The sequence below is a fragment of the Candidatus Amarolinea dominans genome, assembly GCF_016704685.1.
GTDB lineage: Bacteria > Chloroflexota > Anaerolineae > SSC4 > Amarolineaceae > Amarolinea > Amarolinea dominans.
Window position 1 is genome coordinate 44023 of record NZ_JADIZS010000041.1, and the last position, 12330, is coordinate 56352.

Below are 12330 nucleotides of genomic sequence, written 5' to 3' on the forward strand. Positions count from 1 at the left end.
CAAAGCATCAATCGTCACGCCTGTCGGTTGCGCAGCGCCTTGTCATACAGATTTTCGTAGGCGTGGGCGCTCTTCTCCCAGGAATAGTCCTGCGCCATCGCCTGTTGGATCATCTGGTTGAGGTGATGCTTGCGATCGTAATAGGTGCTGACGGCCCAACCGACCGTGTCGAAAATGGCGCGTGGGGTTGGCTGCCAGAATTTGAAGCCGGTGCCCGTGCCGGTGGCTTCGTTGTACTGCTCGACGGTGTCGTCGAGGCCGCCGGTGGCGCGCACGATGGGCAGCGTGCCATACTTCAGCGAATAGATTTGATTCAGGCCGCACGGCTCGAACAGCGATGGCATGACGAAAAAGTCGGCGCCGGCCTCGATCAAGTGGGCGGCGGGGTTGCTGTAGCCGATGTAGGCGCCGATGCGGCCAGGATGGCGCGCCGCGGCCGAGCGGAAAAAGGCTTCCAGGCCAGGGTCGCCCGAACCGAGAATGGCGAACTGAACTTGCATCGAGGAGACGATGTCCTCGATGGCCTGCGCCAACAAATCAAGCCCCTTCTGCGCCGCCAGACGACTGACGACACCCACAATCGGCACGTACGAGTTGACTTCCAGGCCCATCTGACGCTGCAGCTCAGCCTTGCACGCGGCTTTGCCCGACAGGTCGTGCGGCCAGAAGTGCGCGGGAATCAGCGTGTCCACGGCCGGGTTCCATTCGGTGTAGTCCACGCCGTTGAGGATGCCCACATAGTTGTCGCCGCGGCCGTTGAGGTAGAGCGCCATGCCATGCGAGAGCGCGGGCGTGCGCGTCTCCCGCGCATAGGTGGGGCTGACCGTGTTGACCACGTCTGCGTACTGAATGCCGCCCTTGAGGAAGTTGACGCGCCCATGATCTTCGAGCTTGTCGGCGGTGAAATTGCCCCGCTGCAAGCCCAGGTAGCCATAACAACTGGCGTCATAGTTGCCCTGGTAGGCGACATTGTGAATCGTCAGGACACTGGCCGCGCCGCTCAGGATGGGATCGTTCCAGTGCCAGATCTTGAGAAAGGCCGGGGCCAGGGCCGTGTGCCAGTCGTGACAATGCACGATGTCCGGCTTGAAGTCGAGTTCAACGCACAACTGCAAAGCGGCCCGCGTGAGGAAGCCAAAACGGAAGGGATTGTCCAGGTAATCGTTGTAATAGGCGTCGTGATAGAGGCCAGGACGATCAAAGTAGCGCTCGAAATCCACAAAAAAGGTCGGCACGCCGTCGTTACTGGCGGTATAAATGCTGCACCACTCCTGCGTGTTGCCCATCCAGACCCCCATTGGGCTGAGGAAGGGGCGCAGGCCAAATTTTTGCTCGTCAATGCTGCTGTATTTGGGCATCACCACGATGACCTCGTGCCCCAACGCACGCAACGCCTTCGGCAAGGCGCCGGCGACATCCGCCAGGCCGCCCGTCTTGGCGTAGGGAACACATTCAGCGGCGATCATTACAATTTTCAGTTGGGACGGCATGAAAAAAAGTCCTTTCACGAACAGAGTCGTTGGCCAGAGGAAGCCAAAATTGTAGCACGGCCAAGAGAGGCGAGCAATTCGCCCGATCAGGAAATTCCGTAGCGCCGAACGAGTTCGGCGCCGGCAGGTCAGCCGCCGCCGCTCGCGCGCTCACGATTGAGCACCGCCAGCGTGAGCCGCGCAATGCAAACCGGTTGATCCTGCTCATTGCTGATGCGAATATCCCAGATGTGCGTCGTGACCCCGATGTGCAGCGGACGCGCAACCCCAATCACAAAGCCGCTGCGCGTGGGGCGGACGTGGTTGGCGTTGATCTCCAAACCCACGACCATCTTCTGGCGCGGGTCAATGCACAGGGTGCCCGCCACGCTGCCCAGCGTCTCAGCCAGCGTCACGTTAGCGCCGCCGTGCAAGATGCCGGCCGGCTGCACAGTGCGCTCATCCACCGGCATACGTGCCTTGAGATAGTCGTCACCCACTTCCAGGAACTCGATACCGATGTGCTGTGACATCGTGCGCGTGGATAGCGCGTTGAGGGCGTCCGGCGTGGCCGGTGTAAGCCAGATGGGCATCATTGTACTCCTCGGTCGGTCAGGCTGGCGGGCGTTGCTTTCCGTTGTACCTACGCATGCGCCAAGCATACCGCAGATGACGCCGCCGGGCAAATGCTGGCGGAGCGCTGGCGCTTGGTGCGCCCGCCAGGTGTCTTGACATTCCACCGGTTCGCCCATACAATTCATGTGTCAACCTGCTGCTCCGCACCACGACCCTCGTGCCTCAAACGACGGGTACCCACGCAGGTTGTCAAGGAGCATCCTATGTCACATCGGTTTCGCACGCACCCTGTTATGCCTGCACCTCGACCGTTGAGTAGCCGGCACACGCACCTGTCATTGATCTGGCTGACACTCTGCCTCCTGATGGCCCTGCTGCTCAGCATGACCCCCACCGCCACACAAGCCGATCAGGCGCCGGCCAACCGTGCGCCCTCACCCGGTGCGCCGCCGCCGGAAATCGCCCTCTCGTTCAAGAATGACACCTCAGCCCCATTGCGTCAACTGGCGTCGGCGTCGCAGACCGAGCACAAGATCGTCGCCCAACCCTTACTCCCCCTCCCCAAGGGCCAGGCTGGCGCCAAGACCCGTGTGTTCACGACCGATGCCGCCCTCCAAATCGCCCCGGTCGGCGCCGAGCGGCTGCCAGGCCCCCTGCGCAGTTTCGAGGGCATTGGCAATGTGGACAGGCTGCTGCCGCCTGACACCAACGGCGATGTTGGCCCCAACCACTATGTGCAGTTCGTCAACATTTCGTTTGCCGTCTTCAGCAAGAACGGCGACCTGCTCTTTGGCCCCGTCAATGAGGCCACCCTCTTCGCGGGCTTTGGCACCGGCTGCGAACAGTACGACAGCGGCGATCCGATTGCCCTCTACGATCATCTGGCCGACCGCTGGCTGCTCAGTTACATGGCTTGGCCCAATGCCCTGCCGGGCGATGTCTACCAGTGTATTGCCATTTCTCAGAGCGGCGATCCCCTGGGCGCCTGGCACCGCTATGCCTTTCTCGTCAAACGCGACAAGTTCAACGACTACCCCAAGCTCGGCGTCTGGCCGGATGCCTACTACATGACGGCCAATCTTTTCACCAACATCAGCTTTGCCGGCGCCGGCGTCTGGGCGTTCGAGCGCCTGCAAATGCTGCAAGGGCTGCCCGCGCGCCTGGTACACTTCGATCTCGCCAGCGTCAACCCCGACTTTGGCGGCATCCTGCCAGCGGACCTGGACGGCCCGCCGCCGCCCGCAGGCACCCCTGGCTATTTCGCCGAAGTGGACGACGCAGGCTGGATCGGTCCGCAGGATGCCCTGCGCCTGTGGGAGTTTCATGTGGATTGGACCGCACCCAGCAGTTCCACCTTTGGCCAGGCCGGCCAGCCGAATCTGATTCTGCCGACCGCGGCCTGGACGCCCCTGCCGTGCGTCGGCGTCACGCGTAACTGCATTCCGCAGCCAGGCGCGGGGGACGACGCCTACCTGGATGCCATTGGCGACCGCTTGATGCACCGCCTGGTCTACCGCAATTTCGGCGATCATGCCACGCTGCTCGCCAATCATACCGTGGACGCCGGCAATGGCGCGCCGGCATCCGCTGGTACGAACTGCGGCGCACGGCAAGCGCCTGGGAAATCTATCAACAGGGCACTTATGCTGGCGATTGGTCGGGCAGCACAGCCCACCGCTGGATGGCGAGCATGGCCATGGACGGCCAGGGCAACCTGGCCATCGGCTACACCGCGTCCAGCCCCACGGTCTATCCGTCCGTGCGCTACATTGGTCGCCGCGCCGAAGATCCGCTGAACACGCTGCCGCGCTTGGAAACCTCCTTCATGGAAGGCGGCGGGTCTCAGGCCTCCGAATCCTCACGCTGGGGCGATTACAGCATGATGTCCGTGGACCCGACCGATGATTGCACCCTCTGGTACACCAGTGAATACTACCCGGCAACCACCGGCTATGAGTGGCACACGCGCATCGGCGCCTTCCAGTTTGCCGACTGTCCCAGCGCGCCGCATGGCAGCCTGTCCGGCGTTGTGACCGATGCCGAAACCGCGCAGCCACTCAGCGGCGCCCTGGTCAACCTCAGTGGGTATATCGCTTTCAGTGATGCCGCTGGTCAATATCAGTTTGTCGCCCTGCCGGCTGGCAGCTACACCTTGCAGGCTTCGGCCTACGGCCACGCTAACGGCACAGCACCAGTGACGATTAGCGATGGCGCCACCACCACGCAGGACATTGCCCTCACCCCGCTGCCCGCGACCATCGTCTCCGGCCATGTCACCGATGCGTCCCTGCGCGAGGGTCAGCCGCTCTACGCGCGCCTGCAGTTCTCGACGCCTGGCTACACCCGCACCGTCTACAGCAATCCGCAAACCGGCGCGTACCAGGTCAACCTGCTGCGCGGGGCCGCTTACCAGGTGGTGGTCACCGCCGTCGGCAACGGCTATCAAACGGCCACGCGCACCATCACCCCCACCGTGGCCAGCGTCACGCAGGACTTTGCCTTGCCGGTGGACGCCACGTGCAGCGCATTGGGCTACGGTCGCAGCCTTGTCTATTCCGAGGATTTCGAAGACGACGACGGCGGTTACACCACCCAGGGCGCCACCTCTTGGGCCTGGGGTCAACCCAACAGCGGCCCCGGCCGCGCGCATTCAGGGCTTAAGGTGTGGGCCACCAATCCGAACGGCGCCTATCTCAACGGCGAAGATGGCTACGTCGTCTCGCCAGACATTGACCTGAGCGCATACGCCGGCTCAGCCATCTTCATTTCCTGGTGGCAATACCTGCAGTCCGAACGCGGCTATGACTTTGCCCGCGTCGCGGTCAGTAACGACGGCGGCATCACGTGGAGCAAGGTGTACGGCGAGGTGTCTGGCAACGTGGATCTGGCCTGGGCCGAACATTTTGTGAGCCTGGGCGCCGACTATGCCGTGCGCAACTTCCGCATCCGTTTCATCTTCCGCACGGATTACTCGGTTGTCGGTCCTGGCTGGTACATGGATGATGTGGGCATCGAAGTTGTCCCACTGCCCCCAACGACCACCGTCTACACCCAGAACTTCGAGACCAATGATGGCGGTTTTATCAAGACCTCCGTGCGCGGCGCCAGCAGTTGGGCCTGGGGTACGCCGACCAACGGCCCAGGTCGGGCGCACTCCGGCAGCAAGGTCTGGGCTACCAGCCTGGCCGGCAACTACACCGATCGCGAGGATGGCTTCATCGTCTCGCCGCCGCTTGATCTCTCCAGCCTGGCCGGTCGTTCCGCGCGGATCACCTGGTGGCAATGGCTGTTGACCGAACCCTCTTCTGACTTCGCAGCCCTGGGCGTCAGCAAGGACAACGGGGTCACCTGGACGCGCGCCTATGGGCCGGTCAGCGGCAGCATTGACGTGATAGAATGGGGCAAGGTCTCGGTGGATCTCGATCCCTCCTTCGACGTGTCCAATTTCCGTTTCCGCTTCCGCCTTTGGACTGATAGTTCCGCTATCCTGCCTGGCTGGTACGTGGACGATGTCTCGATCCAAAATGCCCCGCTCGCGCCGTCGCGGCCGTGTTTGTCCCTGCCCGGCAGCCCCATGATCGGCATCGTGCGTGACGCCAACACCAACGCCGGCATCATCGGCGCCACCGTACGCAATGAAACCACCGGCGTGGCCGTCAGCACACTATCAACACCCGATGATCCTCTGCTGGAGGATGGCTTCTACACCCTGTTTGCTGCGCCCGGACAGACCTGTTTCCTGGCGACAGCCACCGACGCCTATGGCAGCGACCGCGTCTGCCTGGACATCCCCGATGGCGCGGTGCTGGCGCAAGACTTCCACCTGCCTGCGGGCATGCTGCAGGTTGTGCCCCCGGCGGTCAACGTTGGGGTCGCGGCCGGCGCACCGCTTTCGTTCACCCTGACCCTGAGCAACACCGGCGCCCTGAGCCTGACGTTCGAACTGTTGCCCATCAACCTCCCGCCGCCGACGGCGCCTGCAGCCGAGAATGCGCGCCCGACCGTGCGCCCCGCGGCTCCTGTCAACACGCGGCCTAACAACGACCCCACCCGCGCCGCGCTGGCGTCCGGGCCACCGCCAGACGTGCCCATCCTGGCCGGAGGCCGTATCATCAGCAGTTGGCCGACGCAGCTCCCCTACGCGTGGGGTGTTGGCTTCGACACCACAGCCAACGACCTTTGGCTGAGCAACATCGGCAGTGTGGGGGGAGATGATCGCGATTACCGTTTCCTGCCCGCAGGCACTCCCACAACCGACAGCATTGACGTCTCGAGTTGGGTCGGGTCGTTTGCCGCCGACATGGCATTCGACGTGCTGACGAACCGCCTGTGGCAGGTCAATGTGGGCGGCGACAACTGCCTGCACGAGCTTGATCCCGCAACCAAGATCAGCACGGGCCGCCGCATCTGCCCCGCGTTTGCGGCCTCGCAGCGCGGGCTTGCCTACGACCCCATCGCCGACGCCTATTACGTGGGTAGCTGGAACGATCGCAGCCTGTATGTGGTGGCGCCCGATGGTCGGATTCTACGTTCGATCTACACCGAGCTTGACACATCGGGCCTGGCCTTCAATCCACTCACGGGGCACCTCTTTGTCATGACCAACGCCGACAGCGGGCTGGACGTCTATGTGATGGATGTGGCCGCCGACTTCGCCGTGATCGGTGGTTTCAACGTATCCAGCTTCGCTCAGTTCACCCAGGCCGGCCTGGACATGGATTGCAGCGGGCATCTGTGGGCCGTCAACCAGAGTACGCAGCGTGTCTACGAAATCGAATCGGGCGAAAGCGATGCCTGCAGTTGGATGCAAATCCCCTGGCTGACCACGTCGGTGCTGAGCGGAACCCTGGCCGCGGCCAGCAGCCAGGCAGTCGTACTGACCTTCGACACCAACCTGGCGCCGGGCACGTACCAGGCTCAACTGCGCGTGCGCACCAACACCCCGTACGACGCCAACACCGTCCCGATCACCCTGACCATTTTGGAAGCGGCCTCACGCGAGTGAGCACTCCCCTCCCCTTGCGCAGGCTGGCTGCCCCCCACAGCGCCGGGCAAGCCGCAAACGCCCGCCGCGGCGCAAGCTCCTTACCCGGCGAGCCTGCGCAAGGTTGGGCGATTCTTCGGCCGCCCCGTGAATGAATTCACGGTCTGATACACCGAAACCTGCTAAAGCAGGTTGGTGTTGGGTGCGACGACTCAATTCGTGTAATTCGTGGCAGCAGCCTGGCGCGGATGCCGTGCGCCTCTGAGGTCGTCATCTCGGCGCAGCCCTGCGAGGGGGACGTGGAATCCCCTTGCGCAGGCTGGCTGCCCCCCACAGCGCCGGGCAAGCCGACAACGCCCGCCGCGGCGCAAGCTCCTTACCCGGCGGGCCTGCGCAAGGTTGGGCGATTCTTCGGCCGCCCCGTGAATGAATTCACGGTCTGATACACCGAAACCTGCTAAAGCAGGTTGGTGTTGGGTGCGACGACTCAATTCGTGTAATTCGTGGCAGCAGCCTGGCGGATGCCGTGCGCCTCTGAGATTGTCATCTCGGCGCAGCCCTGCGAGGGGGACGTGGAATCCCCTTGCGCAGGCTGGCTGCTGCCCGAATCGCCGGGCAAGCCGACAACGCCCGCCGCGGCGCAAGCTCCTTACCCGGCGGGCCTGCGCAAGGTTGGGCGATTCTTCGGCCGCCCCGTGAATGAATTCACGGTCTGATACACCGAAACCTGCTCAAGCAGGTTGGTGTTGGGTGCGACGACTCAATTCGTGTAATTCGTGGCAGCAGCCTGGCGCGGATGCCGTGCGCCTCTGAGGTCGTCATCTCGTCGCAGCCCTGCGAGGGGGACGTGGAATCCCCTTGCGCAGGCTGGCTGCCCCCCACAGCGCCGGGCAAGCCGCAAACGCCCGCCGCGGCGCAAGCTCCTTACCCGGCGGGCCTGCGCAAGGTTGGGCGATTCTTCGGCAGCCCCGTGAATGAATTCACGGTCTGATACACCCGAAACCTGCTCAAAGCAGGTTGGTGTTGGGTGCGACGACTCAATTCCTGTAATTCGTGGTAGCAGCTTGGCGCGGATGCCGTGCGTCTCTGAGGTCGTCATCTTGCCGCAGCCCTGCGAGGGGGATGTGGAATCCCCTTGCGCAGGCTGGCTGCCGCTCGAATCGCCGGGCAAGCCAGATGCCCCCGCGCGCTCCTTCCGGGGCGGGTTGGGCGTTCTTCGGCACCCCGTGAATGAATTCACGGTCGATCCGAAACCTGCTAAAGCGGTTGGTGTTGGGGCGACTCAATTCGTGTAATTCGTGGCAGCAGCCTGTCACAGCGTTGCGTGCCTCTGAGGTCGTCATCTCGTCGCGGTCACGGTCATGTCATGTTCCGTTCCAGATCCACCAGGCGAATGGATTGTGATCGAGACAGACAAAATCCCGGATCAGATGACAATCCATTTCCGATGGTGTATAATAGCTGCATCAAATACCATAGACCATGAATGCCAAATTGAGAGGTGAAGTCTGATGACAATGCGCACCATGGAATTGACTCTGAATGAGGTCTTGTTTCAACGATTGGAACGAGCCGCACGTCCTGCCGGGCTTTCGGTCTCTGAGTTGGTCCTGCAACTATTGAAACGATGGTTCGGCGAAATAACGGTTGCCGAATTGGAGCAACAAGAAATCACAGCATACCAGCGGATGCCGGTGGTCGCCGATGAATTTGATGTCTGGGAAAGTGAACAAAGAAGTTGGGGTGAGGAATGAAGCGTGGCGAAGTCCGTTGGTATGAATTTGACCCGCCTGACAAGCGTCGCCCGGTTTTGCTTTTGACACGCGCCTCAGTGCCGGCGGCGCCAACATCAACCCGCCGATGATCAGCATCAGCAGGGCAAACGCCACGAGCAGGAGCGCAGGGCTGAAACGTTTCGAGAGGCCCGCGGCCAGGAAGGACGCGGCCATGCCGGCGCCGCCGAAGAGCAGGGCCACGCGCCAGTTGAGCGTGCCCTGCGCGCGATGAAACAGCGCGGCCAGCGCGCTGGTCGCCCCCACAATCGCCAACGATGTGGTGATCGCGACCTGCGGCGTCTGGCCAACCAGGTAAACCAGCGCCGGCACGGTCAAGATAGAGCCGCCGCCGCCCAAAAGTCCGAGCGAAAGGCCGATCACGAAGCCGAGCGCCAGGTCCAACGGCAGGCTATTCACTTGGCCGCGCCCTTCTTCACCGGCAGGCCAGCCTGTTCCCAGGCAATCATGCCGCCGCTCAGGTTGACGGCCTTGAAACCCTGGGCAAGGAGCTGCTGCGTGGCGCTGCGGCTGCGGTTGCCGGAGCGGCAGACGCACAGGATTTCGCGTTCGCGCGGCGAGATCTTGAGGCGCTGGCTCAATTCGCCCAGTGGGATCAGCATGGCGCCGGCAATGTGACCGAGTCTGTACTCCTCGGGCTGGCGCACATCGAGAATGAACGGGGCGGGCTGAGTGCGCAAACGCTGACCCGCCTCGCTCGCGCTAATCGCCGCAATCGAGCCGCCGCCCAAGAGTCGCCTGAAAAAATCCATCGTGTTGTCCTCATCTATTTACTGGATTGTCGCACACTCCCGTGTTGGATGAAACCACAGGCAAAAGGTTACACAGCAATCTCACGTCGTAGTACAGCGCAATTTCGGCCGGGTGCGGGCGGTTGCGCACGCCGTAGTATTCGTCATACCTGGCCTTGATCCAGTCGGCGATCAGGCCGGCGTCGAAAACGTCATTTTGCAGCAGAAACTCGTGATCGCGCACCAGCGCGTCGAGCGCCTCGCGCAACGAGGCCGGTAGCGGCTTGATCGCCTTGCGCTGCTCATCGCTCCAGGTGAAGATGTTCTGGTCAATCGGGCCAAAGCCGAGCGCACGTGGGTCCATCTGCTGGCGGATGCCATCCAGACCGGCCATCAACTGCACGGCCAAAGCCAGGTAGATGTTGCCGGTGGCGTCGGGCGGACGGAACTCGAAGCGCGCGGTGTCCGGTTGATCGGCATACTTGGGCACGCGGATGGCCGCGCTGCGATTGCCCAGGCTGAAGAAGGCGTTGACCGGCGCCTCGAAGCCGGGCACCAGGCGACGATAGGGAGTTGGTAGACGGGTTGGTGAAGGCTAGAACGGCCGGGCCATGCTGGAGCAGGCCGCCGATGTACCACAGCGCCGTCTGGCTCAACTTGCCATAGCCATCAGCGTCATAGAACACATTCTGAGCGGCCTTGAAAAGATGTTGATGAAAGTGCATGCCGTTGCCGGCCTCGCCGTAGAGCGGCTTGGGCATGAAGGTGGCCGTCTGCTGGCGCCGGTGCGCCACCATCTTGGTGACATACTTGACCATCTGCGTGGCATCGCCGCTGCGCACCAGGCCCATCATCGGCGTTTCAATTTTCGCACTGGCCTGGCCCGCCCACCTCATGATGGTGATACTTGACCTCGATGCCCATCTTCTCCAGTTCCATCACCATTTCGCTGCGCAGATTGAAGAGCTGGTCTTTGGGCGGAATGACGTGATAGCCGCCGTGGCGCGGGATCAAGTGCCCATGTCCGCCGCGGCTGCTCTGCCAATCGGCCTCCCTGCTCTCCACGCGGTAGGAGGCGGCATTGACCCATCGTCGCTTCGGCATGAATCGCAATGTTGCGCGGATCACGACCGAAGGGCAGCTTGGTATCGGCCTCGAACGCGCTGCAGATGAAGCTCAGGGTGGGGACATCCCAGAAGGGATCAACGAAGGCCGTGCTCAGATCAGGAATCAACACCATGTCGCCCGACTTGACTGAGCGCAGGCCAACCGACGAGCCGTCGAAACCGACGCCGTCACGCATCAGGTGTTCATTGAACTGGCTCTTCGGCACGGTGACATGGTGCCAACGCCCGGCCAGGTCGGTAAACTTGAGATCAATCATCGCGAACTGCTGTTTGCGCACAAAGGCTTGCGCCTCGGCAAAGGTGGTAAACATCGTCGTTTCCTCCTCGAAAAGTGTGACTGCTGACGTTTTTGCAGGATGCCCAATCATCGTAGCGTGTTCACGCACACCCGGCAATGGCATACGTCATAAAACGACCATCCGGCGGTTGAAACCGCGGCCACGAAAACAAAGAAGCTCAAGAACAACGCCGGCTGGAACGCCGGCCAGTTTGCCGATACCGCCGCACAAGACTTCGCGGCCAGGCTGCGCCTCCGCCCAACAGCAACGCCATTGTCATCCATGCCACGGATCAGAATCATCAGGATATGGGCGTCTTTATCAGCCAGCGCACCGGCGTTGGGGTCACGGCCAGCCGGCCGCCGGGGACTCGCGCGCCGGCCCGCATCAACTATGGAGCCGGCCCCTGCCCGGCGCGCTGAGAATGCCCGGCATGTGGGAATGACAACAGCCCCGGGCCGCCGCTGAACGGCGGCCCGGGGCCGCAGCATGAATTTGGCGCCTGCGTCTACTCGTAGCGCAGGGCATCAATCGGGTTCAAGCGGGCGGCCCGGCGCGTGGGTAGATGCCGAAAAAGAGGCCGACCATCAACGAGAAGCCGAGCGCCAGCAGCACCGCGTCGAGCGTGATCGCCGCGGTCAGCAGCCCTGTCAGGCTGACGAGCAGGGCCGAGGCCAACGCCTGGGACCAGGCCGATCAGGCCGCCGGTCAGGCTGATGACCAGCGCGCTCGACGATGAACTGCCAGAGGATGTCCTGCTCAAAGGTGCGCCCACCGCCTTGCGCAGGCCAATCTCCTTGAATTAGCGCTCGGTCACGCTGACCAGCATGATGTCCGTGATGCCGATGCCACCCACGAGCAGCGAGATACCGGCGATGGCGGCCAGAAGACCGTCAGCGAGGTGGTGATCATGCTCAACGTGCCCAGGAACGACTGGATTCACGATGCTGGAAATCATCTGCGCTGCCGTCCGCCTTCGCCTGATGACGATCCCGAGCAGGGCGGTCACGCGCTGCTGGATGGCTGCAGGTCCTCGCTGTTCTGCGGCCAGGGTGATGGCGGACACCTGGCAGTGGCTTACCGTCCGGCGTGCGCCCGCCAAACAGGCGTTGTTGGGCCACTGAGATCGGCACGAACGCGCGGTCATCCACCGAGCCGAAGGCGCCGCCGCCTCCGGGTGTCAGCACCGATCACGTCAACGTTTGGTTTTTGATGCGCACCGTCTGCCCCACCGCCACTCGCCGCTTGCCAAACAGATCTGCGCCAGGGTTGAGTGAGACCACCACCGGCGCCACGCTGCGCACCTGATCCTCTGTCAGGAAGCTGCCCTGCGCCAGGGTCGAACTGCTGCATTGACAGTTTGATAGGCTGG

12 protein-coding genes and 2 pseudogenes are annotated in these 12330 nt (G+C 62.8%); 4 read left to right on the forward strand and 10 right to left on the reverse strand.

What is annotated here, in order from left to right; genetic code table 11:
* Positions 1-14: 14 nt before the first annotated feature.
* Both glgA and IPF85_RS20880 read right to left on the reverse strand, forming a co-directional pair.
* On the reverse strand, positions 15-1490 hold the full coding sequence (gene glgA, locus IPF85_RS20875; protein ID WP_343409995.1) for a glycogen synthase GlgA: 1476 nt from the start codon (positions 1488-1490) through the stop codon (positions 15-17).
* A gap of 128 nt (positions 1491-1618) precedes the next feature.
* Complete coding sequence (locus IPF85_RS20880) at positions 1619-2062, reverse strand: hotdog fold thioesterase (protein WP_343409996.1); 444 nt, start codon at positions 2060-2062, stop codon at positions 1619-1621.
* A gap of 246 nt (positions 2063-2308) precedes the next feature.
* Here IPF85_RS20880 and IPF85_RS20885 point away from each other — a divergent pair, with 246 nt between their 5' ends.
* The 3 genes from IPF85_RS20885 (at position 2309) to IPF85_RS20895 (ending at position 7745) form a co-directional block, all read left to right on the forward strand.
* Positions 2309-3841 carry a hypothetical protein gene (locus IPF85_RS20885; protein WP_343409997.1) on the forward strand — a complete coding sequence of 511 codons (1533 nt, stop codon included), beginning with the start codon at positions 2309-2311 and terminating at the stop codon, positions 3839-3841.
* Positions 3736-7050 carry a carboxypeptidase regulatory-like domain-containing protein gene (locus IPF85_RS20890; protein ID WP_343409998.1) on the forward strand — a complete coding sequence of 1105 codons (3315 nt, stop codon included), beginning with the start codon at positions 3736-3738 and terminating at the stop codon, positions 7048-7050. The genes IPF85_RS20885 and IPF85_RS20890 overlap by 106 nt, the downstream gene beginning before the upstream one ends.
* A gap of 500 nt (positions 7051-7550) precedes the next feature.
* A complete protein-coding gene (locus IPF85_RS20895) occupies positions 7551-7745 on the forward strand; it encodes a hypothetical protein (protein WP_343409999.1) in 195 nt (64 codons plus the stop codon).
* A gap of 900 nt (positions 7746-8645) precedes the next feature.
* Here the strand turns inward: IPF85_RS20895 and IPF85_RS20900 are convergent.
* The 6 genes and pseudogenes from IPF85_RS20900 to IPF85_RS20925 form a co-directional block, all read right to left on the reverse strand.
* On the reverse strand, positions 8646-9221 hold the full coding sequence (locus IPF85_RS20900) for a sulfite exporter TauE/SafE family protein (RefSeq protein ID WP_343410000.1): 576 nt from the start codon (positions 9219-9221) through the stop codon (positions 8646-8648).
* Positions 9218-9574: a rhodanese-like domain-containing protein gene (locus IPF85_RS20905; RefSeq protein WP_343410001.1), complete on the reverse strand. Its 357-nt coding sequence runs from the start codon at positions 9572-9574 to the stop codon at positions 9218-9220. The genes IPF85_RS20900 and IPF85_RS20905 overlap by 4 nt, the downstream gene beginning before the upstream one ends.
* Before the next feature lie 10 nt (positions 9575-9584).
* Positions 9585-10109, reverse strand: coding sequence for a hypothetical protein (locus tag IPF85_RS20910; RefSeq protein ID WP_343410002.1), 525 nt, complete (start codon positions 10107-10109; stop codon positions 9585-9587).
* A gap of 73 nt (positions 10110-10182) precedes the next feature.
* Positions 10183-10449, reverse strand: a pseudogene (locus IPF85_RS20915) (type I glutamate--ammonia ligase); the annotation flags it as partial.
* Positions 10415-10657, reverse strand: coding sequence for a hypothetical protein (locus IPF85_RS20920; RefSeq protein WP_343410003.1), 243 nt, complete (start codon positions 10655-10657; stop codon positions 10415-10417). The pseudogene IPF85_RS20915 and the gene IPF85_RS20920, both read right to left, overlap by 35 nt.
* Before the next feature lie 64 nt (positions 10658-10721).
* A pseudogene (locus IPF85_RS20925) lies at positions 10722-11081 on the reverse strand (glutamine synthetase); the annotation flags it as partial.
* Between the two features lie 442 nt (positions 11082-11523).
* Between IPF85_RS20925 and IPF85_RS20930 the strand changes: the two are divergent.
* Positions 11524-11697, forward strand: coding sequence for a hypothetical protein (locus IPF85_RS20930; protein WP_343410004.1), 174 nt, complete (start codon positions 11524-11526; stop codon positions 11695-11697).
* 63 nt (positions 11698-11760) lie between these two features.
* On the opposite strand, the gene IPF85_RS20935 is transcribed toward IPF85_RS20930, so the two are convergent.
* Together IPF85_RS20935 and IPF85_RS20940 are read right to left on the reverse strand one after the other, a co-directional pair.
* The gene (locus IPF85_RS20935) at positions 11761-12024 is read right to left on the reverse strand and encodes a hypothetical protein (protein ID WP_343410005.1); all 264 of its coding nucleotides are present in this window, start codon (positions 12022-12024) and stop codon (positions 11761-11763) included.
* A 124-nt stretch (positions 12025-12148) separates the two neighbouring features.
* On the reverse strand, positions 12149-12330 hold a 182-nt coding region (locus IPF85_RS20940), incomplete at its 5' end, for an ABC transporter permease (protein WP_343410006.1).

What these genes read in the sequence shown, in the direction of transcription:
- glgA (WP_343409995.1), bottom strand. Translation starts at nt 1,490, where the DNA reads ATGCCGTCCCAACTGAAAATTGTAATGATCGCCGCTGAATGTGTTCCC.
- IPF85_RS20880 (WP_343409996.1), bottom strand. Translation starts at nt 2,062, where the DNA reads ATGCCCATCTGGCTTACACCGGCCACGCCGGACGCCCTCAACGCGCTA.
- IPF85_RS20885 (WP_343409997.1), top strand. Translation starts at nt 2,309, where the DNA reads ATGTCACATCGGTTTCGCACGCACCCTGTTATGCCTGCACCTCGACCG.
- IPF85_RS20890 (WP_343409998.1), top strand. Translation starts at nt 3,736, where the DNA reads ATGGCCATGGACGGCCAGGGCAACCTGGCCATCGGCTACACCGCGTCC.
- IPF85_RS20895 (WP_343409999.1), top strand. Translation starts at nt 7,551, where the DNA reads ATGCCGTGCGCCTCTGAGATTGTCATCTCGGCGCAGCCCTGCGAGGGG.
- IPF85_RS20905 (WP_343410001.1), bottom strand. Translation starts at nt 9,574, where the DNA reads ATGGATTTTTTCAGGCGACTCTTGGGCGGCGGCTCGATTGCGGCGATT.
- IPF85_RS20920 (WP_343410003.1), bottom strand. Translation starts at nt 10,657, where the DNA reads ATGCCGAAGCGACGATGGGTCAATGCCGCCTCCTACCGCGTGGAGAGC.
- IPF85_RS20930 (WP_343410004.1), top strand. Translation starts at nt 11,524, where the DNA reads ATGCCGAAAAAGAGGCCGACCATCAACGAGAAGCCGAGCGCCAGCAGC.